This is a genomic window from Burkholderia sp. JP2-270 (genome assembly GCF_003233675.1).
GTDB lineage: Bacteria > Pseudomonadota > Gammaproteobacteria > Burkholderiales > Burkholderiaceae > Burkholderia > Burkholderia pyrrocinia_C.
The window spans coordinates 338,298-364,769 of sequence record NZ_CP029825.1; the positions used below are offsets into that span (position 1 = coordinate 338,298).

The window sequence follows — 26,472 nt, forward strand, 5'->3', positions numbered from 1 at the left end:
GCGGCTGTGCCGACGCCCCGTTTCGCGCGCGCTTCCTGCAACACAGGTGCGCCTCGCTCCCGAATCGACGTTGACATGATCGTGACTGTTCCGATGGCTGCGGCGCGATTGCGCGCCGCCGGACACCCCGTTGCGCGGGATGCTGCTATGCCGTCAGTGTGTCCGCCGCCAGCGATCCGGTCGGTACGTTCGACCGCATAACGCACCGCTTTCCGGACGATTCGCGATCCTCAGAAAGCGTTGCGCCCGATGAAGCCGCGCACGACCGTCAACAGGATGATCTTCATGTCGAACCAGAAGCTCCAGTTCTGCATGTAGAACAGATCGAACTTCACGCGCGCGGCCATCGCCTCGACCTTGCGCGTCTCGCCGCGATAGCCGTTCACCTGTGCCCAGCCGGTGATACCGGGCCGCACGCGGTAGCGGTACATGTAGCAGTCGATCAGCTGCCGATAGAAGTCGTCGTGCTCGATCGCATGCGGACGCGGCCCGACGACCGACATCTGCCCGAACAGCACGTTGAAGAACTGCGGCAGCTCGTCGAGCGACGTGCGTCGCAGGAACGCGCCGACGCGCGTGATGCGTGAATCGTTGCGCGACGCCTGCCGCAGGACGCCCGGCTGTACGCGATGCACGCGCATCGTCCTGAACTTCAGGATGTCGAACTCGCGACCGTCGACACCCTTGCGGCGCTGCCTGAACAGCACGGGCCCCGGCGACGACAGCTTGACCGCGATCGCCAGCATCGACAGCAGCGGCAGCAACGGAATCAGCACGCCGAACGCGAACAGCCGGTCGAACGCGAACTTCGCCCACAGCTCCGGCGCGGAGCGCGGCGTGGTTGCGAGATTGATCGCCGGCATGCCGAGCACGTCGGTCGCCGAGCGATCGACGACGGCCATCTGCCGCACGTCGGGCAACAGCCGCAGCTCGACGAATTCGTCGCGCAGCTCGCGCACGATGCGCTGGATCCGCCACTCGTGCGACATCGGCAGCGTGAGCCACACCTCGTCGATCGCGCCGCCGCGAATCATGTCGCGCAACGCATTCCAGTCGTCGATCACCGGCACGCCGCCGATGCCGCCCGCGGCGGCCGGCGCATCGTCGTCGAATACGCAGGCCGCGACGAACGGGCCATTCGATGCAAGCTGCATCCGCTCGATCGCGACGCGCCCGTATGCGGTTGCGCCGACGACGGCGACGCGGCGCTGCCGCGCGCGCGGGTCGTCACGCCTCAGCGCGAGCGCCAGCAGCGCGGCGCGGCCGAGCAGCAGCGCCGCGTCGCCTGACAGTACCGTGCGCGCGATCCAGCGTGTCGTGACCGTGCCGCCGCGGTTCATGATCCACATCGTGGCCGCCACCGTCAGCACGCTCGCGCAAACGACGGCCACCATCGTCTGCGTCAGCACGTGTGTGCCGCCATGCGGCGCCACGCCGCCGCGCACGGTGCGCAGGTGTCGCGGCAGCAGCGCCACGGTCAACACGCACAGCAGCGCGATCGCACCGCGCTGCGCATCGGACAGCTCGCGCCACGCAAGTCCCGACGCCGCCTGCGCAGCGAGCGCCCCCGCCAGCACGAGCACGACGTCGGCCGCCGCGATCGCGGCACGCCGCATCGTTCCACCGGACCTCGACTGCATCGTCACGCACCATGTGCAGGGAATCCGCAACGTACCTCCTGGATGCGGGGGCGTAGCGGCGTCGACCGCGCATTCCCGCGCGTGCCGAGCAAGCGGCGATAGTCGGCACGGATCATGTCGTAGCATTCGCACGCGTGATGTTCGAGGCCGTCGCGGTCGAGCACCGTGATGCGGCCGCGGCGCTGCCGGATCAGCCCGGCTTCCTGCAGGTTGCCGGCCGCTTCCGTCACGCCTTCGCGCCGCACGCCGAGCATGTTCGCGATCGTCTGCTGCGTGACGGCCAGCTCGTCGCCGTCGATCCGGTCGTGCGCCAGCAGCAGCCAGCGGCTGAGCTGCTCGCTGACCGAGTGATGCCGGTTGCACAGCGCGCTGCGCGAAATCTGCGCCATCGTCGCCTGGCAGTAGTTGAGCAGCAGCCGGTAAGTCTCGGGCGAACGCTCGAATTCGGCGCGCATCACGCAGGTGGGCACGCGATAGGCCATGCCACCGATGCGCACCTCGACCCGGTTCGACGCGGCGACACCCCCGACCAGCGTGCCAAGCCCGACGACGCCCTCGCGGCCGACCACCGCCACCTCGACCATCGCACCGTCCTCCATCAGGTGCTGCACCGACATCATTGCCGTCGTCGGGAAATGCAGATGGCGCATCGGCTCGCCGACCCGGTCGAGCATGCCGGCCTTGATCCGGACCAGTTCGAGGTGCGGTGCGATGGTGCGGATGCTGTCCTCCGGGAGGGCATCGAGGATGGCATTCGCCGAGTAGCTCAAGTGAAGATGAAGCATATCTATATCCCTTTTATGTCCGCGCCGCGTGCAGCCGCATGCACGGAACTCGTTATCGCGATGCGTGCCCGGACGCTCACAGCAGTTGCGGCCCACAACCGTGAATCCGGCTGCCCATCGGCTTCACTTCCGGATTGAGTCGATCGTCTCGTTTCGACACGCCAGCCCGAATAAGCGATTTACGTGCCAATACCCGCCCGTCCTTAATATATGAATCACATTCGATTTAGATCGGCCGAATAACCCGCCCAAAACGGAAAAAAGCGTCTCATTTCCGGACACTCTTCCGCGCGACGGACACAGCACCGCATTCAACTGATCAATTCGCGCACCGGACCGGAACCGCCGCAGCGATGCCGCGAGGCTTATCGGTCATATACTTACAGCCGATTTTCAATTGTTTCCGTGATGTGCCGGACAGCATGCGCCAGCGCCGCAACGCTTCACACGGTCGTTTGAAACTGTCTCAAATTTGAATCGACACACTAATTTCAGGCTCTGTCTGCTATCGCACACACCTCATGCAAGCCATTGATTATTGGCGACATTTAAGCACCACCCGCTTATTTGTCAAATAATGTTTAATGCTCGCGCGGCACTTTCCCCTGTCCGGCGCGCGGTGTCGACCGATTGATTCCCGATCGACATTGAATGGTCGACCAGCTTGTCATTCCATTCCCGGATGATTAATTTCACGACAAATGAACCATTAAATCCGGATAACGTTTGCGCCCAATCAAAATCGTCAAACTTTGTGAAATGACGTAATGTGCAATTGGTTGAATTCAATTGCGTGCTAGCCTTTCAGCAGCATCGTCATTCGAATTTCGATGAACACAAGTCCGCACGAGCGTGCGAAATTCCCTTTTCGGGAGTATCGCCGCGACAGCGCGCGACCGCCACCCTACGAGGATGCGCCGTGACTCACCAGGCCCCCGACGTCGTCGCGCACGCGAACGGCATGATCGAGCTTTCCCACAGTTTCGATGCGAACCGGTTTCTCGCGGCCGTCGACCGCGACGAGCTCGCAACGCTGGCCCCCCACCTTCGACTCGTTCACCTGGAATCGGGGCAGGTGCTGTGCGAACCCGGCGAAATGCTCGCCGCGGTCTACCTGCCCGTCACGACGGCGATTTCGCTGCAGTACGTGTCGTCCGACGGCATGACGCTGGAAGTCGCGGAAATCGGCAGCGAAAGCGTGGTCTGCGACGACGTGATCGGCGGCAGCGGACGGATGCCGTGCCGTGCCGTCGCCTGCCGCGACGGCTTCGTCTACCGGCTCGACCGTCGCGTGTTCGCGGCCGCGTTCGACGCATCGCCGGTGATCCGCCATCTCGTGTTCGTCTGCGTGCGGCTCTTGATGGCGCAGGTATCGCAGATCACGTTCTGCAGCCGTCATCACGTGCTCAAACATCAGTTATGCCGATGGTTCCTGCTGGCGTACGACCGTACGCGCAGCATCGAGATCCAGGTGACGCACAGCATGCTGGCGCAGATGCTCGGCGTGCGGCGGGAAACGGTCACCGATGCCGCCGGTGAAATCCAGAAGCTCGGCCTGATCCGGCAATACCGGAGCTCGATCGAGCTGGCCGACCTCGACGGCCTCGAGAAGATGTCGTGCGGCTGCCGCGCGATCGTGCGCGACGAGATGAAGCGCATCCTGTCGGCCGATTCGGGCGTGCCGGCCGCATCGCGTGCCTGATTGCCGCGCCGATTCGTGCGACGCCTGCATGCGGGGTTAGCGGTTTGTAGGGTGGCGAACAGAACGCCGAGCGTGCGAGTGGTCTACTGATGCCGGACTGCCGGGGGGATGTCAGCGCAATGCGCGCGTCTGCCCGAGCGGACGACACCACGCACGCCGGAGCAGCACGTGAAAAACGAAATCAGAACCATCCTCAAGCACGTCGCCCACCTCGAAGCCGCGATCGATTCGATCGGCGACGGGGACGACCTCTACGAAGCGGGCCTCTCCTCGCTCGACACGATCCAGTTGATGCTCGCGATCGAGAAGCAGTTCAACATCGAGATTCCCGACGAGATGCTGAACCGCAACCTGTTCCGCAGCATCGACGCGCTCGCGGACACGATCGCCACGCTGCAACGCACCGAGCATTCCGCATGAGCGCGCTGCTTCCCGAACTCGCCGCCGACAGCGAATCGCATCGGCTCGACGAGGCGGCGCACGCCGTCGCGCAGATCGCCGCGCAGCACGCGGATGCGGTCGACCGGGACGCGCGCTGCCCCGTCGAGGCGATCGAGGCGATGCGCGCGCGCCGTTTGCTGGGCGCGATGGTACCGCCCCATCTCGGCGGCGCTGGCGCGTCGCTGCAAGACATCGCGTCGGCCTGCTCGATCCTCGGCCAGGCCTGCGCATCGTCGGCGATGGTGTTCGCGATGCACCAGATCCAGGTTGCATGCATCGTCGACCACGCCGTCGACCAGGGCTGGCACAAGCTGTTCCTGCAGCAGCTCGTGCGCCAGCAGTGGCTGCTCGCGTCGGCCACGTCGGAAGACGGCGTCGGCGGCAACCTGCGCGCGAGCCAGTGCGCGCTCGAAACCGACGGCAGCGAATTCCGGCTGCGCAAATCCGCGCCGACGATCTCGTACGGCGACTACGCGGACGGCATCCTCGCGACCGCGCGACGCGACGCAGACGCGCCGGCTTCCGAACAGGTGCTCGTCACGCTGCTGCGCGACGGCTATACGCTCACGCGCCGCGGCGAATGGGACACGCTCGGAATGCGCGGCACCTGCAGCAACGGCTTCGTGCTCGACGCACAGGGCGCCGCCGTTCAATGCCTGCCGGTGCCGTTCGCGAAGATCGCCGAGGAAACGATGGTGCCGGTCTCGCACATTCTGTGGGCCGCGGTCTGGATCGGCGTGGCCGGCGATGCGTTCCATCGCGCACACCAGTTCTTCCGCGCACAGGCACGCCAGACCGACGGCGCGCCGTCGCCCGCGTCGCGACGCATCGCCGAATCGCTCGAGCTGATGCAGGCGATGCAGGCCCGCGTCGACAACGTGCTGCGGCTCCATGCGAATACGTCGGCCCGCTCGTGGTCGGCCGGCATGGCCTGGGCCGCCGAGATCAACACGCTGAAGACCTACGTGTCGTCGACCGCGCTGGAAGTCGCGCAACAGGCGATGATGATCTGCGGGATGGCCGGCTACAAGCAAGGCACGCCGTTCAGCATCGGCCGCCACATCCGCGACCTGCACGCGGCGCCGCTGATGATCAGCAACGACCGCATTGCCGCCAACACCTCGAGCCTGCTGCTCGCGCTGCGTCCTGCGACGCTGGAGAAACATTCGTGAACGATCGCCTCGCCATGCCCTCCGCCGCCTCCTCTCCCGCCGACGCGCCGCTCGACCGCGCGGGCGTCAACCCGCTGCGCGATGCGCTGATCGACGCGGGCCTGCTGGTCTCGACCGGCATCCAGGGCCTGTTCGGCCGCAGCGAACGCTTCGAGCGGGTCGTCGAAGCGCTCGACGCGTTCGTCACGCGCCTCGGCGCGGATCAACAGGCCGAAGTGCTGCGCTTCCCGCCGGCGATGAGCCGCACCGAATTCGAGCGCAGCGAATACATGAAGAGCTTCCCGCAGCTCGCGGGCAGCGTGCATGCGTTCTGCGGCGACGAGCAGCAGCACCAGCGCCTGTTGCAATGCCTCGATCGCGGCGACGACTGGACGGAAAACCAGAAGCCGACCTACGTCGTGATGACGCCGGCCGCGTGCTACCCCGTCTATCCGGTCGTCGCGCGGGCGGGTGCGCTGCCCGGCGACGGCCGGGTCGTCGACGTGTTCTCGTACTGCTTCCGCCACGAACCGTCGCTCGATCCGACCCGCATGCAATTGTTCCGGATGCGCGAATACGTGCGGATCGGCACGCCCGAGCAGATCGTCGCGTTCCGCGAGACATGGATCGAGCGCGGCACGCGGATGATCGACGCGCTGCGCCTGCCGAACGCGATCGATCTCGCGAACGACCCGTTCTTCGGGCGCGGCGGCAAGATCGTCGCGAACAGCCAGCGCGAGCAGAACCTGAAATTCGAGCTGCTGATCCCGATCGAGCACGACGACCGCCAGACCGCGTGCCTGAGCTTCAACTACCACATGGACCATTTCGGGCTGCTGTGGGACATCCGCACCGCGACGGGCGACGTCGCGCATACGGGCTGCGTCGGCTTCGGCCTCGAACGGCTCACGCTCGCGCTGTTCCGCCACCATGGCTTCGACATCGACGCGTGGCCGCGCGACGTCCGCGACGTGCTGTGGGGCACGCCATGAGGTTCGTTTCCCGCGACGGCGAAGACGCGTCGTTCGACGACGTGCGCCACCGTGCGCGCCACTACCGGCCGCACCCGCTGCACAGTCAGGAGATGGTCTGGAAGCAGACCAACTGCTACGTCGACATGTGGCTCGAGGTGCTCCGGTGGTGGGGCTTCAATCCGTACGCGGCGCTGCCGTTTACGATCGCACTCGATTTCGAGGGCGACCAGTTCACGTTCTTCAAGTTTCCGCACGACGAACTGGAGCGGCTCTACGGAATCGTCGTGCAGGAGCACTCGATCTACGAGCCACTCGACCAGCACATCGAAACGCAGGTTGCGCGCGGTCACCTGATGATCGTCGAGGTCGACGCATGGTTCCTGCCCGACACGCGCGGCAGCAGCTACCGCACGCAGCACACGAAGACGACGATCGGCATCGACGCGATCGACCGCGCGAAACACCAGATCGGCTATTTCCACAACAGCGGCTATTACGTGGCCGAGGATTTCGACTACAACGGTCTCGTCGGCGGCAGTTCGCCGATGACGCTGCCGCCGTATGTCGAAATCGCGAAACGGCGCTTTGCGCCGCTCGACGAGCGCGCGCTCTGCGACGCGTCGCTCGCCGCGCTGCAGCGCCACCTGCGGCGCCTGCCGGTCGTCGATCCGATCGCGGCATTCCGGCGGCAGTTGCAGACCGATGCGAAGACGCTCGCCGATGCGCCGCTCGAACACTTCCATGCGTACTCGTTCAATTCGGTGCGGCAGCTCGGCGCGAATTTCGAACTGTTCGGCCATTACGCGCGCTGGCTGCAGGCCAGCGGCTGCGTCGGGCCGTTCGCCGAGATCCGCGCCGCGTGCGACCGCATCGCATCCGAAGCGATGGTGCTGGAGTTCCGGCTCGCGCGTGCCTGCGCACGCGGCAAGGAAGAACGCGGCGATTCGACGCTCGACGCGATCGCGGCCGCCTACGTCGATCTCGTCGCCTGCGCGCGGCAGATCGGCTCGCCGCCGCGGCACGTGGCGCCCATGACGCCTGCACGCAGCGACGCGGCGCCCGTGCCGGCCATGCGGTGACGCGCGCACGTGCCCTGCCCGCGTGGTCGATGCTGGCGACGGCCGCCGGCGCCGCGCAGGAACCGCGCGACCTCCCGGCCGCCGGCGACGGCTGGATCGCGGCGCCGGTGCCCGGCACGGTTGCGCAGGCACTCGCGCTGGCCGGCCGGCTCGACGAAGCGGCGTCGCTCGACGAACGCGATCACTGGTACCGGATCGAGCTGCGCGGGCGCGGGCCGCGCGTGCTGCGCTTTCACGGCCTCGCGACGCTCGCGCAGGCGTGGCTCGACGACACGCCGATCCTCCACTCCGACAGCATGTTCGTCGCGCACGACGTTCCCGTGTCGCTCGACGGCGCGCACCGGCTGATGCTCTGCTTCCGCGCGCTCGCGCCGCACCTGCGCGACGCGCGCGCACCGCGCCGTGCGCGCTGGCGCACGCGGCTCGCCGAGCCGGCGGCGCTGCGCACGGTCCGCACGTCGCTGTTCGGACACATGCCCGGCTGGTTTCCACCGTACGTGCCCGCCGGCCCGTGGCGCCCCGTCGACGTGCTCGATCCGGCCGACGGCTTCGTTCCGGTCGACTGCGACCTGCGTACGCGCATCGAAGGCGACACGGGCTGGCTCGATGCGGAACTGACATTTGCCGCACCGTTGCCCGACGCGCTCGCGGCGCGGCTGTCGTGCGGCGAACATCATGCCACGCTCGAACGCGCCGGCGCCGACCGGCTGCGCGCGAGCGTCGCGGTGCCCGACGTGCGCCGCTGGTGGCCGCATACGCACGGCGAGCCGGCACTCTACGAGATCGTGCTGCATATCGGCGACGAACGGCGGCCGCTCGGCTCGACCGGCTTCCGCACGATCGAGATCGACGCCGGCGCCGACGGCAAGGGTTTCGGGCTGCGCATCAACGGCGTGCCCGTGTTCGCGCGCGGCGCATGCTGGAGCAGCGCCGCGCCGCTCGCGCTGCATGCGGACGACGCCACCTACGGCCGCCTGCTTGGGCTCGCGCGCGACGCCGGCTTCAACATGATCCGCGTCGGCGGCACGATGACCTACGAGGCCGACGCATTCCACGCGTGGTGCGACCGGCTCGGGCTGCTGGTCTGGCAGGACTTCATGTTCGCGAACTTCGACCTTGCGCTCGACGATCCCGCGCTCGCGGACAACGTCGACCGCGAAGCCGATCAATTCCTCGCGCGCCACGGCGCGTCGCCGTCGCTCGCGGTGCTGTGCGGCGGCAGCGAGATCGCGCAGCAGGCGGCGATGTCGGGGCTCGGACCGAAGCAGCGCTTCCTCGAGCTGACCGCCGAACGGCTGGCCGGCCATGCGGCCGCGCGCCGGCCCGACGTCCCGTACGTGCCCGATTCGCCCGACGGCGGCGTGCTGCCGTTCGCGCCGCGCGAGCGCGTGTCGCACTACTACGGCGTCGGCGCGTACCTGCGCCCGCTCGACGACGCGCGCCGCGCGGACGTGCGCTTCGCGAGCGAATGCCTCGCGTTCGCTAACGTGCCGTGCGATGCGACGCTCGCCGGCCTCGGCTGGCCCGGCGTGCATGAGCCGCGCTGGAAGGCGGCCGTGCCGCGCGACCCCGGCACGTCGTGGGATTTCGAGGACATTCGCGACCACTATCTGCAGACGCTGTACGACGTCGCGCCCGACCGGCTGCGCCGCGAGGATCCGGCACGCTACTTCGAACTGTCGAGGGCCGCGATCGCGGACGTGATGCGCGACACGTTCTCCGAATGGCGGCGCACCGGCTCGCGCTGCGCCGGCGCGCTCGTGTGGCAGTTCCAGGATGTCATGCCGGGTGCCGGATGGGGTGTGATCGACGCCACGCACCGGCCGAAATCGGCGTGGTATGCGCTGCGCCAGGTACTGCAGCCCGTGCAGGTGCTGCTCGTCGACGAAGGCTTGAACGGGCTCGACGTGCATGTAGTCAACGAGCGCCCGGCGCCGCTGTCGGCGGCCGTCGAACTGGTCGCGCTGCGCGACGGCCGCACGCCGGTCGCGCGGGCCGGCTGCCCGGTACGGATCGCCGCGCACGACACGATGCGGATCGGCTCGGCCGAACTGCTCGGCCGCTTCTTCGACTGGACCTATGCGTACCGTTTCGGGCCCTGCGAACACGACACCGTCGTCGCGACGCTGCGCGCCGACGACGGCACGCTGCTGTCGCAGGCGTTCCATTTCCCGTCCCGCACGCATCCGGCCGTGCTGGCGCGCCGCGAACTCGGAATCGAAGCATGCGTGTCGCGCACCGGCGACACGTGGCACGTCGACATCGACACGCGGTACGTCGCGCGCCACGTACAGATCGACGCGCCGGGTTTCATGCCGCGCGACGACTGGTTTCATCTCGCGCCCGGCACGCCGGCGCGCGTCGCGCTCGTTCCGCTGGAAACTGCCGGGAAGATTCAGGATGCAGACCGCGGGCCGCCTTCCGTGGAAATCCGTGCGGTGAACGCCGCGCGAGCGGTGCGCGCCACGCAGGCCGGTTGACGCGACGCTCGCGGCCCGGGTGTGCCGGTGCGCCGCGAACGTCGCAATTCGAACGTCAGTCGGACGAACCCGTGCCGCGCGGCCGCTCGATCCCGTATGCCTCCATCCAGCGATACAGCGTCGCGCGCGACACGCCAAGCTCGCGCGCCGAAGCCGCAACGCGCCCGCGCGTGCGCAGCAACGCGGTTTCGATCGCCTCGCGCTCGATCGACTTGCGGATGTCGGCCACGGACGGCGACGCCGCATCGAGACAGTATTCGAGCTCGAGATCCCGCGCGGTGATCAGGCGCCCTTCGGTCATCACGACCGCGCGGCGCACGCGGTTGATCAGTTCGCGGACATTGCCGGGCCAGTCGTGCTTGTAGAGTGCGGTGATCGCGTCCGTCGAGAAGCCGCGCACGCGATGGCGCGCATCGCCGCGAAAGCGTTCGAGCATGTGGTGCGCGAGCAGTTCGATGTCCTTGCCGCGCGCGCGCAGCGGCGGCTGGTCGATGCGCATCACGCACAGGCGGTGGAACAGGTCCGCGCGAAAACGCCCTTCCCCCATCGCGTCGCGCAGGTCGACGTGCGTCGCCGATACGATCCGGACGTCGACCGGCACCGGATCGCTGCCGCCGAGGCGATGGATCGAGCGCTCCTGCAGAAAACGCAGCAGGCTCGCCTGGCTCTCGTGCGGCAGGTCGCCGATCTCGTCGAGCAGCAGCGTGCCGCCGTTCGCGGCCTCGACATAGCCGATCTTGCGCGCGTTCGCGCCGGTAAACGCGCCGCGCTCATAACCGAACAGCTCCGATTGCAGCAGATGCGGCGGAATCGCGCCGCAGTTGACCGCGACGAACGGGCCGTTGCGCCGCTCCGAATGACGATGGATCGCGACGGCCGTCAGCTCCTTGCCGGTACCCGTTTCGCCGAACACGAACACCGGTGCGTCGGTGCGTGCGAAGCGCCGCACCGTGTCGAACAGCCGCAGCATCGCGCTGCAGGTGCCGACGATGCCTTTCTCGTCCGATTCGAGCTGTTCGCGGTCGCGCGCGAACAGGCATTCCATGCCGTACGCATGGCCGACCGTATCGGCGATTCGCTGGTGCGACGCGGGCAAGGTGACGTAGTCGAAGCAATAGTCGCGCAACAGCGCGCGCACGTTCGGGGAAGCGGTCTGGCCGACGTCGACGAGCGCGACCCACACGACGTCGCGCATCGACGCACAGGTCGACGCGATGCTGCCGATCGCATCGGCATGACCGCCGCTCAGGTCGAGAATGCCGCAGGTGATTTCGCCGGGCGTATTGCGCAACTCGCTCGCATGCTCGACGATCGACACCTTCCAGTCGCGTCGCGCCAGTTCCTTTCGCAGCATGACGGACGCCGACTGCGTCCAGTAAATCAGCGGACGCTGCCCGTTACCGCTTCCCCCGCCGGCGCTCTTATCGCGCGTTATTGGCATATTCATAACGAACCATCACTTTCTCCACTCCGCGAACCATTCGCGTGCGCTGCGGCCGGCGGCACATGGCCGCGTGTCCGCGCTGCGTTTCCGCAGCTTTGGCGAAGATCGAAACTGCACACGGCGAGAACCCCCGGAGGTCGAGCCGGATGTCATCCGGCCTCGTTGCTATCGAACTCGAAGGAAACGCGCAGCCGCGGGAGCCACGACGTTCCGGCTTTGATGCTACGCGCCGCCAGGCGGGGCACGTCGGCAAACGGGAAATCCGTCCGCATGTGCGTCGCGTGGTACACGACCGTCGCGCCCGATGCCGAACCGGATGGCCGCCAACCCGCTCCCGGAATGACCGCAGCATTTCATCCGTTCCGGAATCTACACCCCGTTTCGAGATGGCCGTGTTACCAAAAGATAAACATGATTCAGCCCATTACGCCACCGGTTGGCCCGCACAACGCGCCTTTGACCACTGAAATTTGATTATCTATGACTATTCCCGTCAATCAGTGGAAAATCCCACTTTTCGGCCCGATCGGTGTATCCATTGCGCGCAATTTTCACCGAAATCCCGGAATAAAGCCGGACGTCCCGTTCGGCGAGTCGATAATCGCGGCGCGCATGCCCCGCCGGCACCGCACCGCGAACGTACGCGCCCGGGTCGTCCGTTACAGCGTCGTAACCAAACGCCGGCGCCGCCGGTCAGGTCCGCAGTGCCGCCTCGCGTTGCCGGGCCTGCCGATCGTGCAGGCTGCCACGGACCGAAACGCCGTCGCCCGGCGTGAAACCGGCGGTGCCGGCCATCTCCTCCTGCAATGCAGCATAGCCATCCATCACGAAGCGCGTGAGCTCGTCCCGAAAACGCGCCGAGCCGAAGTATTCGGCATTTGCGCGGCACGCGTGCGGGTCGAACGAACCGCGCGGCAGTGCTTCGAAGTGGGCTAGCGCGTCGACCAGCGCATCGACCGTCTGCGCGCGATAGAACAGGCCCGTTGCGCCGGCGCACGGCCACGCGCGCACCGACTCGCGCACGCCGCCCTTCCCGTACGCGATCACGGGCGTGCCGCACGCCTGCGCCTCGACCGGCGAAATGCCGAAATCCTCTTCGGCCGCGAACACGAACGCGCGTGCGCGCTGCAGGTGGTCGTGCAGCACATCGAACGGCTGGTAGCCGAGCAGCGTGACGTTCGGCCCGGCGAGCGCGCGGATCTTCGCCATTTCGGGGCCGTCGCCGATCACGACGAGACGGCGCTCCGGCGTACGCGAGAACGCGTCGACGATCAGGTCGATCCGCTTGTACGGCACGAGCCGCGACGCGGTCAGGTAGAACGCGTCCTTGTCCGTGCGCAGCGACAGATGGTCGACGTCGACAGGCGGATAGATCACCGTCGCCTCGCGCCGGTAGGTCTTGCGGATGCGGCGCGCGATGAAGTGCGAATTCGCGGCCACGCGATCGACGCCGTTCGCCGAGCGCGCATCCCAGTTGCGGATGTAATGCAGCAGCGCCCGCGCGATCGCCGATTTCGGCCCGCGCGCGAGCCCCGCCTCGTTCAGATACTGGTGCTGCAGATCCCATGCATAGCGCACCGGCGAGTGCACGTAGCTGGCGTGGAACTGGTCCGGGCCGCTGAGCACGCCTTTCGCGACCGCGTACGAGCTCGACAGCACGATGTCGTATTCCGACAGGTCGAACTGTTCGATCGCGAGCGGAAACAACGGCAGATAGCCGCGGTAGCGCTTGCGCGCGAACGGCAGCTTCTGGATGAAGGACGTGCGTACAGCGCGGCCGCGCAGGCAGTCCCGATCCTCGAGGAAATCGACGAGGCTGTAGATATCGGCCTGCGGAAAGCAGTCGATCATGTGCGCCAGCACGCGTTCGGCGCCGCCAGGCACGACCAGCCAGTCGTGAACGATCGCAATCTTCAAGTACTGCCCCCGGGTTCTTCATTCACATTCGATGTCGGCAGATCGCGCAGTGCAGTGCGGACGCCGTGACATGCCAATTATCGGAAAGCCCCGGCACGGCCGGTGTGTGCTACCGCACATTGCGCCGCTGTCGGCGTGCGCATTGCCGCGCGGCACGCCGGCCGCGCGAAACCGCAGCGTGAGTGCGCTTTCGAACAGACCGGCGCGCGCGGCATCCGCATCATGACCATTGCCGCACCGCACGGAACGAACGCGTCCGTGCGGTACAGCGTGCTGAAGGCTTCACGCGAGGACCGCATCATGGAATGGCATTGTTGTGAATTCGAACATCTGAGCGCCGTCGATCTCTATGCAATCCTGCGCGCGCGCAACGCCGTGCTGGTGGTCGAGGATGCACACACGCATCTCGACATCGACGGCAAGGACGCCGGCGCGCTGCACGTGTATGCAAGCGTGCACAACGGCGACACGGCGGAAGTCGCGGCCTACGCGCGCATCCTGCCCGGCGACGACATCGATCCGGATGTCGTGATCGACAAGGTACTGACAAGCGAGGCGTGCCGCGACGGCGATACGCTCGAACGCCTGATCGAACGCGCGCTGACCGCCGCGCTGGCCGCGTGGCCGGACGCGGCGCTCCGCACGCACGTTCCCGCGCCGCGCCAGGCGTTCTACAAACGCTTCGGATTCCGCAAGGCGTACGGCCCGTATCTCGAACTGGGCGCGCCGTTCGTCGGCATGATCCGGCCGGCCGATCGTGCCGCCGGTGCGCTGCGTCAACTGCTGTCCCGGGCCGTTTCGACGCCCCGGCCCCGAAACGAAGACGTGCTCGCCGACGGCCGCGCGCACAACCGGCTGCCCGCCGATACCGGAGCCAATCGATGACCCGCACCCTTCGCCCGGTTCCCGAACCCGACCTGCCGCGCATCCTGCCGGTCATCCTCGCCGGCGGCTCGGGCACGCGCCTCTGGCCGCTGTCGCGCGAGCAGTATCCGAAACAGCTGATCGAGCTGACCTCGAACGAATCGCCGCTGTCGGCGACGGCGCGCCGCCTGAACGGCATCGCGAACGCGTCGCTCGGCGACACGCTGCTGCTGGTGTGCGGCGAACAGCATCGCATCATGAGTGCCGCGCAAGTGGTCGACCGTGCGGCGCCGGCGCGCATCCTGCTCGAGCCGGCCGCACGCAACACGGCACCGGCGCTCACGCTCGCCGCGCTCGACGCGAGCGTGCTCGCGGACGATCCCGTGCTCGCGGTGATGCCGGCCGATCACGTGATCGCCGATGTCGGCGCATTCCAGGACACCATCGCACGCGCGGCGCGTTACGCTCAGGAAGGCGCGATCGTCACGCTCGGCGTGCTGCCGCGCCGCGCGGAAACGGGCTACGGCTATATCCAGGTCGGCGAGCCGCGCACGGGCCGCCACGGCGGACAAGGCGGCTACTCGATCGGGCGCTTCGTCGAGAAACCCGACGCGACGCTCGCCGAACGCTACCTGCAGTCGGGCGACTACTGGTGGAACAGCGGGATTTTCGTCACGCGCGCGTCGGTCTGGCTGAAGGCGATCCGTGCACTGGCGCCCGAGATCCATGCGGCCTGCGAGGCGGCGTGGCGCGCGGGCGTCGCCGAGGATCCGTTCTTCCGGATCGACGCGGCGGCGTTCGACGCCTGCCCGTCCGACTCGATCGACTATGCGGTCATGGAGCGCCTCGCCGAAAGCAGCGAGCTCGGCATCGAAGGGATCGTGGTGCCGCTCGCGGCCGGCTGGTCGGACGTCGGCACGTGGGACGCGATCTGGGAAATCATGCCGAAGGACGATCACGGCAACGTCGCGCGCGGCCCGATTGTGTTCGAAGACACGCAGGACAGCTTCGTGCGTTCGGAGGGCCGGCTCATCGCATGCGTCGGGATGAAGGACGTCGTCGTGATCGAAACGCCCGATGCGGTGCTGGTCGCGAACAAGCACGACGTGCAGCGCGTGAAGAACATCGTCGCACGCCTGAAGAGCGACCGGCGTCCGCAGGCGAGCGAGCATCGCAAGGTGCAGCGTCCGTGGGGACATTACGATTCGATCGATCTCGGCGAACGGTTCCAGGTGAAGCGGATCGTCGTCGAGCCCGGCAAGCGGCTGTCGCTGCAGATGCACTACCACCGTGCGGAGCACTGGATCGTCGTGCGCGGCACCGCGAAGGTGACGCGCGGCACCGAGACGTTCCTGCTCAGCGAGAACGAATCGACGTACATCGCCGTCGGCGAGGTGCATCGCCTCGAGAATCCCGGCCGGATTCCGCTCGAGATCATCGAGGTGCAATCGGGCAACTATCTCGGCGAAGACGATATCGTGCGCTTCGACGACCAGTACGGACGCGCGGTCGTCGACGCGCTGCCGGAAACACGTGCGGTGCCGCTCGCTTCGCGTGAACCGCATGAGCGGGTTGTGGAAGGAGATATCGTGCGGTAAGCGCGTTAAGCGCGGGCAGTGCACGGTAGCGCGCGCATCGCGTCGTCAATCGATGCCGCGCTGCGACCAGCGTGCCTGCCTCAGCGATTCGCGCACGCGCGGCAACTGCGACGTGTCCGCGCCCACCGTCACGCCTGTCGCGAGCGGCTGTACGACCGCCGCCCCGCACTGCTCCACCTTCGATCCTCCTGCATCCGGGTGGCCCGCGGTACAGCCTCCTCCGCCACCGCCCACCTGCACCGGCATCCCGCCGATCGCGGACAACCGGTTATCCGCGATCCGGTATTGCGACACGTTTCCCCATACGCGAATGCCGGCGAACCGCGCGCGCGACACGCGGTTGCCGACCACGACCACGCGCGTCACCGAGCCCGACCACGTACTGACGTCGATCGCGGCCTGCTGCGTCAGCGGACGCGGATCGGTGCGCGCGGTCGCGGTCTGGATATCCGAGATCTCGTTGTTCTCGACCAGCACGCCGGACGCGCCGTAGGTCCGGAAGCTGTCCTCCTGCGCGACGAGAATGCCCGCACTCACCTGCACGTTGCGTACGATGTTGTTCGCGATCGTCACGTCCGCGCCGCCGACCACCGTGATGCCGCGCCCCCACGCATTGCCCTCGAGCGAGTTGCCGGTAATCAGCACGTTGCGGCTGAGCACGCCGTCGCCCTGGTAGCTCACCACCGCAATCATGTCGTCGCCGGTGCCGCGCACGACGTTACCCTGCACGAGCACGTTGCGCGCGCCGTGCGTGATGTGGATGCCGTCCGCCAGCGTCGCCAGCACCTCGTTGCCGACGATCGCGACATCCGCTCCGCCGAACACGAAAATGCCGCCTCCGCCGCCGTCGATCGCGTTGTCGAGCACCTGGACGCCGCGACCGGTCACTTCGATCTTGGTCGATTTCGGCGTTTCCATCCGCGTCGAGCCGGTTCCTGCGAGCCTGAATCCGACGATCGTCGTACCGTCGCCGCGCATCTCGATCGTCTGGTCGTCCGGCACGGTCGCGATCAGCGTCGCGCCGTAACCCGACAGCACGACCTGCGCTTGCCGAACGACGAGCGAACGGCCGACGATGTAGCGCCCCGGCGCGAACACGAGCCGCTGGCCGGGATGCAGCGCGTCCAGCGCGCGTTGCAGCGCGTCGGCCTGATCCACGCCGTCGGGTGCGGGGTCGACATGCGCATCCGGCACAGTCGCGCGGATCGCGCCCTGCGCCGCGGGTACGGCCGCTGCCGCTGCGTGCGCCGCCAGCGCGGGACTACCCATCGCCCATACGCCGAGCATCGCGCAGCAGAGACGGGAAAGGCATCGGCGTCTATGCATGCCGGCCGCTTCCACGCGTGTCATGCGGCCTGCGGGCGCACGACCGCCCCGCGCCCCGGCCACGACGGGAATCCGGCCACCCGCGCGATCCCCGTGCGCAACGCGATCAGGTAGACCGCCATCGGAACCGCCACGCCGGCGAGCGTGCCGAGCGCGAGGTGAGCCGCGAGACTGCCGACGCCCGCGCGCATCAGCACGATGCGCACGCCGGCCATCACCACGATATGCATCAGGTAGATCGGCATCGACGCCCACCCGACCACTGCCAGCCACCCGGCCCGCGCGGGGGACGATGCGTACCGGTACGCGAACTGCAGCATCAGCGCGATGCCGGCGAACGCGGCGGGCACGGCCCAGATGCTCGTTGCACCGCCCAGGCCGTGCGCCAAAACGACCGCCGCGACGAAGACCGCCGCCGTCACCGCGCATGCGGCTGGATCGCTGTGGCGTTCGAGCCAGCCCGGCAACGCGCGCGACGCAACGATACCGGCCACGAAGAACGGCCAGTTCATCAGCGTCGTCGACAGGATGCCCCATTGCGTCGCCGCGCCGATGGCCAGCCCGAGCACCGCGCTTGCAATGAGCGCGCCGCGAATGCGCGACGGCATCGGCACCTGTGCAAGCGCAGGCACCCGCCGTGCAAGCAGCCGGACGCCGATCATGCAAAGCATCAGCGCATACAGGAACCAGAACTGCGCGAACGGCCGCCAGCCGATCGCCAGCAGGTCGTCGAGCGTGAACGGATGATTGGTGCCGTGCGACGCCATCGCGATCTGCACGCCGCCTTGCAGGACCGACCACAGCAGGTACGGATAGGCGATCGTCCGCACCTTCGCCCCCATGAACCGGTGCGGCGCGCTGCGCAGCGAGCCGCACACGTGCAGCCCTGACAGGTAGAAGAACAGCGGCATGTGGAACGTGTAGATCACATAGTCGATCCATGCGAACACGGTATCGGGCAGGCCCGCCGGCACGAGGCCCGACGACGCGGCTCCGCGCAACACGTGTCCGTAGACGACAAGAATGATTCCCGCGCCACGGGCGACGTCGAGACTGGTTTCGCGTGCGGTCGTAGTCATGTGAGCGGTCGATGCGGCGGCCCCGTCAGGGCCCGCACGCGTTGCGAGTGGTCATGAGACGCTCCACTCTATGCATGCCAGCGGCGAAAGACTGTGGGCTGGACGACAGTTAGCCGATGTCGGGCGCATGCCGGATCGCGGCGACCCGCGCGGCTGCGGGCGACACACGTTGCGGCCGCTTCGCGAACCACCGGAACACGACGATCAGCAGCACGACCGGTACGAAGTTGCGTCCGCTGAACAGGTTCGGAATCCGCAGGATTTCCATCAGCGACACATAAAGCACCGCATGCGCGCAACACCAGAAGCCGTTCCCGCTCCGCCAGCCCGCGTAGCCGCGACCGAACACCCAGCCGGCAAACGCCGCGTTCAGCAACCCGAACCAGCCCCATTCGTAGAAATGAACGAAGATGCCCGACAGATTGTTGAACTCGGGGTCGGCGTAGCTGTTCAGGAACAGGTCGAGACTGCCGCCCGAATCGAGCCACGGCTGCAGCGTTGCGCCGATCACCGGGAAGCGCAGCAGCCAGTCGAACGTGAACATCGGATGCCCGCTGCCCCAGCCGAGCACGTTGAGAATCCCTGCGCCGTTGTTCAGCGAAGTCGAGTAATACAGGCCCAGGCGTTCGAGCGCGAAATCGAAGATGTTGTCGTAGATGTTGATGTAGTAGGTTTCCCACGAACGGTTGTATTCATTCACGATGAACAGGCCGAGCAGCAGCGGAATCGCCGCATACGGCCCGAGCGCCAGGAGCCGCGAACGCTTGCGGCCGAACCGGAACCGCACGACCATCAGCGCGAACGGCAACACCACCTCGATGATCGCGAGCCGCTCCGCGAAGATGAAGCTGCGCAGCAGCGTCAGCACGGTGAGCACGGCCAGGTACGCCTTGTAGCGGTTGAACCCCTTGACCGGCGTCCTGAACACGTAGAAATACAGCGCGACGAACGGCGCCGTCGCCTGCGTGAAGGTGCTCAGGCCGGTGACGCGCCCTTTCAGTTCGATCAGCTCGAACGTGTTCGCCGTGCCGGACAGGAACGACAACAGCACGGCCGGATGCGCGAGGATGCCGCTCATCATCACGAGATAGCCGAACAGCGAGAGCGCGAACACGAAATCGAGCACGCGCGGCGACAGCTCGACCGGCCCGTCGTTCGGCGCGCGCCGGAACTGCGCGTCGGTCGCCGCAAACCACGCGGACGCGGTCAGCACCAGCAGGAACAGGCCGCCCGCGAACGCGGCGTAGCCGTCGAAATAGATGCGCGTGATCGACTTCTGATCGCCGAGCAGGCCGATCGACAGCATCGCGTACAGCGGCAGGATGAAGATCAGCACGAGCCGCGCCGGATCCTCCCACCAGTAACCCGCGTAACCGGCAGCCCGGCGCACCGTCGCCGGCTGTCGCTGCCGCACGCGCACGCCGGCCGCCACTCGTTTGTTCATGATGTTTGTTCCATCGCTTCCCGTGCGCGCACCGCGCGAAACCCCGGTGCCGCGCGTTCGCCGCTCAGCGCGCCGGCCGCCGCGCCGCCATCGCGCCGGCAAAGCCGGACGCGGCCTGATGGGTGTTCGCCTCCGTGTATCCGTAGTCGTACCGTCCCGGCATACCCTTGAAGTCGTTCAGGATCACGCCGCGTACGTCGATGTGCGCTTGCTCGAGCCGCCGTGCGCTTTCGTCGAGTTCCGTCAGCGTCGTCACGCCGCTGCGCGCGACGAGGAACACGGTTCCGGCCAGGCGCCCGAGCACCAGCGCGTCGGCCACCGGCAGCAGCGGCGGCGCATCGATCACGACCATGTCGTAGCGCGACGCGACGCGCTCGATCAGTTCGGCGAGCGCGGGCTGCAGCAGCAGTTCGCCCGGATCGGGCACGACGTTGCCCATCGGCATGAAATCGAGGCCGGGCATCGCGTCGCGCTTGATCGCCTGGTCGAGCGCGTGCGTGCCGGCCACCACATCCGCCAGGCCCGGCGCGCGGCTGTAGCGAAACCGCTCGTGCAGCGAGCCCTTGCGCAGGTCCGCGTCGATCAGCAGCACGCGCCGCTTCGCGGCGCCCACCAGCGACGCGAGATTCGCGGCGACGAACGACTTGCCGACGCCCGTCGTCGGCCCCGAGATCAGCACGACGCGGTTCGGCGCGTCGGGCATCGACAATTGCAGCGCCGTGCGGAAATTGCGCAGGCTTTCGAGCGCCGCGCCCTCCGGAGCGCCCGGCGGTTCCGGCGTGCGCGCGGCGCGCCGCCGCGCTGCCTTCGACGGCGGCCCGGCTTGCCCCGACGCGGGGCTGTGCGGCACCGCCGCGAACACCGGCAGGCCTGTCGACCATTCGATTTCCTCGGCGTCGCCGACCGTGCCGGCGACACGCTGCCGCACGATCACGACCGCGGCGCCGGCCAGCAGGCCGAGGATCAGCGACGCAATCACGGCCATCCCGCGATGCGGCCCGGTGGGCGTCTCGGCGACCTTCGCGGCATCGACGATCCGCACGGTACCGGTCTTGCTGGCCCGCGCAAGGATCATCTGCTGGCGCGTGTTGAGCAGGTTCGTGTAGAGCGCAGTATCGACGGCCACGTCGCGCTGCAGCTGCAGCACGCCCTGCTCGACGGTCGGCAGCTGCTGGATCTGCTTGCGCACCGTGTCGAGCGAATGCTGTGCGTCGGCGAGCTGCGCGTCGACCGCGACGACGGCCGGATGCTTCGGCATGAACCGCGTCAGCAGCTCTTCGCGGCGCTGCTGCAGCGTCTGCACGCGCGTCTCGATGTCGACCGACTGCTGCCGCAGCGCCAGCCCTTCGTCGCTGGTGTTGACGGTGCCGTGCGACGCGCGGAACGCGTTGAAGCGGCTTTCCGCCTGTTCGAGCTGCGCCTTCAGTTGCGGCAACTGCGCGTCCATGAAACGGATCAGCTTGTCGGCCGCCGCGGACTTGCGCTGTGTGTTCTGCGCCAGATACGCGTCGCCTACCGCGTTCAGCACGCGGCTGTCATGCACGGGATCGGTGCCGTCGAGCGTCACACCGATCATGTTCGACTGCTTGCCGCGCTCCGAGATCAGCGCGTTCTTCTGCAGCCACGCCGTCGCCTCCTCGTCCGCGTAGCGCGTCAGGTCGAAGCGCGCGCCGGGCTCGCCCGCGACGCCGCGCACGAACACGTCGAGCGGCCCCTGCGGCGTCTCGACGTGCAGCGGCTGGCCGATCCTGCCCTGCCATACTGGGCCTGTCCGGCCGAGCAAGCCCGTGCGCTGCAGCGTATAGGCGCCGTCGTTGCCGACGGTCAGCGCGAAACGCTTGCCGAGGAAACGCTTCGGCACGTCGAAGGTCGCTACGTCGATGCGCTCCGTACCGTACACGTAACCGCCCGGCAGCGGCGACGACAGCCCGTCGGCCGCGTTCACGAACCGCCAGCCGACGATCGGAAGGTAATGCGGCCGCGCGTCGACGGCCAGGTTGGTATCGTCGACCGCCCGCGCCATCACCGCGCGCGATTTCAGCACCTCGATCTCGGTCGATGCATCGGTCTTCAGGTCGAACACCGACGACGGATCGCCCGGCGGCGAGTTCGGCTTCGACTCGGTCGGAGTCTGCTCGACCTGGAACAGGATGTCGGTCCGGTAGACGGGACGCGCGCAGAGCGCATAGACGGCCCCGGCAAGCGCGCCCGCGAGCGCCGTGCACAGGATCAGCCGCCGGCCGCAGACCAGCATGGTCCAGTAGCGGCGGTACGGATAGGACGGCCGCAACGCGGGCCCGTCGTGCTGGTCAGGCAGGGTCAGTGAGTTCATGCAGGATCAGTCCCGTAGGCGCGACGAGTCGCGATTGCGAAATCGGTCACGAGGTTCACGGCGAAATGGCCTTGGCCGTCAGCGCGCCCTGCGCGGACGACGGAATCAGCAGGTTGACGACACGGCTCCAGCGCACCAGCGACGACGCATCGACGAACACGACATCGCGACGCTCGAGCGGGAACCGGTCGGCCAGCGCGAACGAGGCCGGCGAACTCCCGTCGAGGTGAAAGACCTGCGGCCGGTTGCCGGGCCCGCGCCGCACCACGTACACCTGCCGCGCGTCCGCCGTGTACTGGCTGACACCGCCCGTGTCGCCGAGCGCTTCGCCGAGGCTCATCCGGCCGTCGGTCAGCGTCAGCGTCGCCGGACGCGACACTTCGCCGAGCACGAACACCTTGCTGTCGCTCGCCGCCCGCACGCGCACGAGATCGCCGTCGTGCAGCAGGATGCTGGTCGGGTTGATGCCGGCAGCCAGCAGGGCCGGCAGGCTCACCATCACGGTCTTGTCGCCGCGCGTCACCGACACCCGGGAGCGGTCGGCCGTCGCGGTGAAGCCGCCCGCGCGGTCGATTGCCTCGGGCAACGTCATGGGCATGTCGTTGACGATCTGCAGTCCCGGCGTGCGCACTTCGCCGTCGAGATAAACACGCTTGCTGCGGTATGCCTGGACGCGCACCGCGATCTGCGGCTTGCGCACGTATTCGCCGAGCCGCTTCGTCAGCACCGCGCGCGCCTGTGCCTCGGTCAGCCCTGCCACGTGCACGAGGCCCGCATAGGCGAACTGCACGCTGCCGCTCGCGTCCACCGTATAACCGGTCGCGACCGAGCTGGCGCCGACGCCGTCGCCGCCGCCCGTCGTCTGGGTCGTCGGCAGGTTCAGTTCCGGGTGATCCCAAACGACGATGCTCAGCACGTCGCCGGGGCCGATCACGTACGGCTTCGGCGTGCCGAACAACTGGCGGATTTCCGCGTCGACGCTGGCCGACCGTGCCGCATGCTGCTGCTCGACGAACGCCGGCGTGATCTCGATCAGATCCTCGCCCGATACGCTCTGAACGCCGTCGAGGCCGCCCGAACCCGATGCGTCGGCACCCACGCGCGCATTCGCGTCGCGTTCGGCAGGCGCGCGATACGTCATGCCCGGCGCCAGCGCGCACGCGCTCAGCGCGCACACGGAGGCCGCCAGCGCCACGCGCGACAGCCAGCGCGTGCGTGACAGCAGCCTGCCGGCCGTCGATTCCTTTTGCGTCGTCGTTGACATGGTGTCCTTCCGAAACTGTGCGGTAACCCGCCAAACGCGGCGGGCTCCGGCATTACGCTTGCCAGCGCGGCTCGCCATGCGGCGCCGCGCCTCCCTCGTCACCGCACGTCATTCCGTACGATTCGTCATGAACTGCTCTTCGTCACTTTCGTCGCTTTCATCGCTCGTCTGCATCCTGTCGGCCGGTTTCGCGTGCGCTGCCAGCGCGCAATCCGCGCGGTCCGACCCGGCCGACGCGCCGGCCTTCGCATCGTCGGCGCTGATTGCGCCGGCACCGCTGCAGCGTTCGGCGCAAACCGCGATTGCCGGCATCGCAACCGCGGCATCCGATGCCGCGGCACCGGACCTTGCGCTTCCCGGCATTCGCACCGCCGCGGAACCGGCATCGCGCGCCCGCAGCACGCTGCGGCGGCCGCTCGTGCCGGGCCGTCCGAGCCGCCCAAAAGCGGCCAGCGCGCCCGCCGACGACGCGTGGCGCAGCGACACGCTGTACGCATCGCCGTACACGACGTCGCCGCCCTATGCGCAGCCCGGCGATCCGGACTGATGCGATCCGGCCGGTCATGCACGGGCGTGACGGCGCCTGCACCGATACAGGATTGGACACCGCCGCGACAGGCGCGTCTGTGAGCGAGCCCACCGAACGCCGATCTTCATACGAAGCGCGGATCGAACCCCGTAATCCGCGCAACCGCGACGCGATGCGCGTCACGAACTTCCGACCGATACGTTCGCGTACGGCCGCCCGGCTGCGTCGGGTGCCGACGGATCGGCGACGCGTGCGGCCGGCCAGCCCGGGTCGCCGCCCAACGCCTGCATGCAGAGATCGATCACGGCGGCCGTTCCCGCCGCGCCGTACAGCGCGTGATCGACCTGCGGCATCAGGTGCAGGCGCACATGGCGCGAGCGCCGAAACGCGCACTCGACCGCGCCGAAGTGGCGCCGGACGTCGTCGATGCCGGGATCGAGCGCGCCGTACACGAGCATCGTCCACACGTTGCGCTGCGCGAGTTCGCGCATCACGCCGCGCGGCGTGCCGGCGCGCGGCTTCCAGCCGACGCGCGCGGCCGCCGCCTTCACCGGCACGCTGATGCGCGCGATACCGTTCGCCGCCACCGCGCGCAGGATCGGACGCAGGTCGCGCCGCTCGGCGACGAGCCGCTTCCAGCGCCGCCAGTCGCGCACCGACAGCCAGTAGCCGCGCACGGAGTTGATCCGCTGCTTCTGCGCCGCTTCGAGCGTGAGGCCGGCCGGCCACACGAAGCGCGCGAGATTGATCGCGATCACGCCGCCGAGCGACGCGGTTTTCACCGCCGCATGCAACGCCGCATACGCGCCGGAACAGATGCCGGCCGCGATCACGTCCGGATGGCCGATCGCGCGCAGCCAGTCCGCCGCCGCCGCGACGTCCTCGATCGCCTGCGGCGAATACACGACGCCCGCCTGGTCGTCCGGCGCACCGGGCCCGCTGTCGCCGACGCCGGTCACGTCGATCCGCAACGTCGTCACGCCGGCCCGCGCCAGTGCGCGCGCGATGCGCGCGCCGAAGCGCCCCTCGCCGCTGCGCGGATTCGTCGACGTGTTCGCGATCACGAGCGCCGGGCCGACCGGCGTTGCCGGCCGGGTCTCCGCCGGACGGCACAGCACGCCGACCAGCCGGCCCGGGCCGACCGCGACGACCTGCTCCGTCATGTCGCCCATGTCGAGCGCGACGGCCGACTCGCCGCTCCACATGCCGACCGTGTGCGGTGAAACGCGGGCTGCGACGGCCGTATCCGGTGCGCGCTCGACGATCCAGTTCACCAGCGCGTCGATCGCCGCGTGCGGCAGGCGCGAGCGCGTGCCGTCCAGCATCGTCGTCGGCCATTCGCGGAACGGATCGCACGTCACGTCCACGCCGCGCGCCAGCAACGCGTCGCGCAACGCGGGCCCGTCGCCCTGCTCCGGCTGGATCAGCAGCATCGCGCCGGGCAGCGCGGGCGCGTCGCGCACCACGTCGCACAGATCGGTCGCCTTCAGCGCATCGACGAGATCGGCCGGGTAGCGATGCCCGAGCACGTTCATGCACGGTTCGTCGCGGTGCGCGACACGGATCGCGGGCGGCGTCGTATCGAGCCACTGGCGATGCACGAACGACAGCTCGCGCAGGTATGCACGGCCGCGCACGACCGGCGACAGCGCCACCATCGCATCGACGCGCGACGACGTGTGCCGGCCCGCGCCCGCGGCGGCCAGCATCGCGAACAGCGCACCCGCGCGGAGGCCGACGAGCGTCAGCGCGGTCACGCCCGCTTCGTCGCGCAGCAGGTCGATCGCGCGATGAATGCTGTCGAGGCTGGCGGCATGCCGCCCGGCGTCGAGATCGTCGCCAGCCGAATCGCCGGCGCACGGATAGTTGAACCGCAACACCGTGACGCCCGCGCGGGCGAGACGTTCCGCGATCGCCCGCATGAGCTTGTGCGTCCACGCGGCCTCGTGACCCAGCGATTCGCACAGGATCACGCCCTGCCCCGTCTGTCCTTCGTGCAGCCACCCCACACAGCTGCCGAACGTTATCGGTTTCACTCGGTACTCCTCGGATCGGTATTTGTTATTCCATGCGCACGCGCGCCGGCGGCTCCACCGGATTGCGCGGCTGCGCGATTCCCGCGGCGGGTCTGCGACAGCATGAAGACCGGCGGCGGTCTTCCGCCGCGCCCCTGCGCGGCCCGCTCACCGTGTTCCATGTGTCGCACTGCCCCACGCGCGAGCCGACCTCGCGCAAGCGTGCGCCGGCCGGCATGCGTGACATTCGCCGCGTTGCACCGGCTTCATCCGCTCGCGGGCCGGTCGTGCTGCCGGTTGCAGGCTACGCCTGCATCACTTCCGCCGCGGACGAAACAGTGCATCTGATTAGATCATTCGGCCCGATCGGCCTTCGGTGCGCCAGCTTACAAATGCATTCATCACCGC

Annotated in this window: 19 protein-coding genes; 9 read left to right on the plus strand and 10 right to left on the minus strand. The window is 68.1% G+C overall.

Annotated elements, in window-relative coordinates:
• Positions 1-230: 230 nt before the first annotated feature.
• Both DM992_RS19190 and DM992_RS19195 read right to left on the minus strand, forming a co-directional pair.
• Positions 231-1,640, minus strand: a complete 1,410-nt coding sequence (locus DM992_RS19190) for an undecaprenyl-phosphate glucose phosphotransferase (protein ID WP_239511412.1) — start codon at positions 1,638-1,640, stop codon at positions 231-233.
• Between the two features lie 2 nt (positions 1,641-1,642).
• Positions 1,643-2,425 carry a Crp/Fnr family transcriptional regulator gene (locus tag DM992_RS19195; protein WP_111018200.1) on the minus strand — a complete coding sequence of 261 codons (783 nt, stop codon included), beginning with the start codon at positions 2,423-2,425 and terminating at the stop codon, positions 1,643-1,645.
• A 919-nt stretch (positions 2,426-3,344) separates the two neighbouring features.
• Here DM992_RS19195 and DM992_RS19200 point away from each other — a divergent pair.
• From DM992_RS19200 to DM992_RS19225, 6 genes are all read left to right on the plus strand, one after another.
• Positions 3,345-4,127, plus strand: a complete 783-nt coding sequence (locus DM992_RS19200) for a Crp/Fnr family transcriptional regulator (protein WP_204356158.1) — start codon at positions 3,345-3,347, stop codon at positions 4,125-4,127.
• A gap of 168 nt (positions 4,128-4,295) precedes the next feature.
• Positions 4,296-4,547, plus strand: a complete 252-nt coding sequence (locus DM992_RS19205) for an acyl carrier protein (RefSeq protein WP_006490451.1) — start codon at positions 4,296-4,298, stop codon at positions 4,545-4,547.
• Complete coding sequence (locus DM992_RS19210; RefSeq protein ID WP_111018202.1) at positions 4,544-5,740, plus strand: acyl-CoA dehydrogenase family protein; 1,197 nt, start codon at positions 4,544-4,546, stop codon at positions 5,738-5,740. The genes DM992_RS19205 and DM992_RS19210 overlap by 4 nt, the downstream gene beginning before the upstream one ends.
• A gap of 14 nt (positions 5,741-5,754) precedes the next feature.
• Positions 5,755-6,711, plus strand: a complete 957-nt coding sequence (locus DM992_RS19215) for an amino acid--[acyl-carrier-protein] ligase (protein ID WP_111018203.1) — start codon at positions 5,755-5,757, stop codon at positions 6,709-6,711.
• Positions 6,708-7,772, plus strand: a complete 1,065-nt coding sequence (locus DM992_RS19220; RefSeq protein WP_111020292.1) for a DUF1839 family protein — start codon at positions 6,708-6,710, stop codon at positions 7,770-7,772. Before DM992_RS19215 ends, DM992_RS19220 begins: the two co-directional genes overlap by 4 nt.
• The gene (locus DM992_RS19225) at positions 7,769-10,252 is read left to right on the plus strand and encodes a glycoside hydrolase family 2 protein (protein WP_111018204.1); all 2,484 of its coding nucleotides are present in this window, start codon (positions 7,769-7,771) and stop codon (positions 10,250-10,252) included. The genes DM992_RS19220 and DM992_RS19225 overlap by 4 nt, the downstream gene beginning before the upstream one ends.
• Before the next feature lie 55 nt (positions 10,253-10,307).
• Here the strand turns inward: DM992_RS19225 and DM992_RS19230 are convergent, their stop codons facing one another.
• Entirely contained in the window at positions 10,308-11,699 is a 1,392-nt protein-coding gene (locus tag DM992_RS19230) for a sigma-54 dependent transcriptional regulator (RefSeq protein WP_162631694.1), read from the minus strand.
• Between the two features lie 690 nt (positions 11,700-12,389).
• Positions 12,390-13,613 carry a glycosyltransferase family 4 protein gene (locus DM992_RS19240; protein WP_343212467.1) on the minus strand — a complete coding sequence of 408 codons (1,224 nt, stop codon included), beginning with the start codon at positions 13,611-13,613 and terminating at the stop codon, positions 12,390-12,392.
• A 300-nt stretch (positions 13,614-13,913) separates the two neighbouring features.
• Between DM992_RS19240 and DM992_RS19245 the strand changes: the two genes are divergently transcribed.
• Both DM992_RS19245 and DM992_RS19250 read left to right on the plus strand, forming a co-directional pair.
• Positions 13,914-14,498, plus strand: coding sequence for a drug:proton antiporter (locus tag DM992_RS19245; RefSeq protein WP_111020294.1), 585 nt, complete (start codon positions 13,914-13,916; stop codon positions 14,496-14,498).
• Positions 14,495-16,075, plus strand: a complete 1,581-nt coding sequence (locus tag DM992_RS19250; RefSeq protein ID WP_111018206.1) for a mannose-1-phosphate guanylyltransferase/mannose-6-phosphate isomerase — start codon at positions 14,495-14,497, stop codon at positions 16,073-16,075. The genes DM992_RS19245 and DM992_RS19250 overlap by 4 nt, the downstream gene beginning before the upstream one ends.
• Positions 16,076-16,120: 45 nt before the next feature.
• Here the strand turns inward: DM992_RS19250 and DM992_RS19255 are convergent, their stop codons facing one another.
• The 5 genes from DM992_RS19255 to DM992_RS19275 form a co-directional block, all read right to left on the minus strand.
• Entirely contained in the window at positions 16,121-17,362 is a 1,242-nt protein-coding gene (locus tag DM992_RS19255; RefSeq protein ID WP_239511456.1) for a right-handed parallel beta-helix repeat-containing protein, read from the minus strand.
• Between the two features lie 59 nt (positions 17,363-17,421).
• Positions 17,422-18,480, minus strand: coding sequence for an acyltransferase (locus DM992_RS19260; RefSeq protein WP_111018207.1), 1,059 nt, complete (start codon positions 18,478-18,480; stop codon positions 17,422-17,424).
• Between the two features lie 109 nt (positions 18,481-18,589).
• Positions 18,590-19,924: an oligosaccharide repeat unit polymerase gene (locus DM992_RS19265; protein ID WP_111020296.1), complete on the minus strand. Its 1,335-nt coding sequence runs from the start codon at positions 19,922-19,924 to the stop codon at positions 18,590-18,592.
• A 64-nt stretch (positions 19,925-19,988) separates the two neighbouring features.
• The gene (locus tag DM992_RS19270; RefSeq protein WP_111018208.1) at positions 19,989-22,256 is read right to left on the minus strand and encodes a polysaccharide biosynthesis tyrosine autokinase; all 2,268 of its coding nucleotides are present in this window, start codon (positions 22,254-22,256) and stop codon (positions 19,989-19,991) included.
• 55 nt (positions 22,257-22,311) lie between these two features.
• The gene (locus DM992_RS19275; RefSeq protein ID WP_111018209.1) at positions 22,312-23,520 is read right to left on the minus strand and encodes a polysaccharide biosynthesis/export family protein; all 1,209 of its coding nucleotides are present in this window, start codon (positions 23,518-23,520) and stop codon (positions 22,312-22,314) included.
• A 127-nt stretch (positions 23,521-23,647) separates the two neighbouring features.
• On the opposite strand from DM992_RS19275, the gene DM992_RS19280 reads away from it, so the two are divergent.
• Positions 23,648-24,067, plus strand: coding sequence for a hypothetical protein (locus DM992_RS19280; RefSeq protein WP_111018210.1), 420 nt, complete (start codon positions 23,648-23,650; stop codon positions 24,065-24,067).
• 161 nt (positions 24,068-24,228) lie between these two features.
• On the opposite strand, the gene DM992_RS19285 is transcribed toward DM992_RS19280, so the two are convergent.
• Positions 24,229-26,085 carry an alpha/beta hydrolase gene (locus DM992_RS19285; protein ID WP_111018211.1) on the minus strand — a complete coding sequence of 619 codons (1,857 nt, stop codon included), beginning with the start codon at positions 26,083-26,085 and terminating at the stop codon, positions 24,229-24,231.
• Between the last annotated feature and the right edge of the window lie 387 nt (positions 26,086-26,472).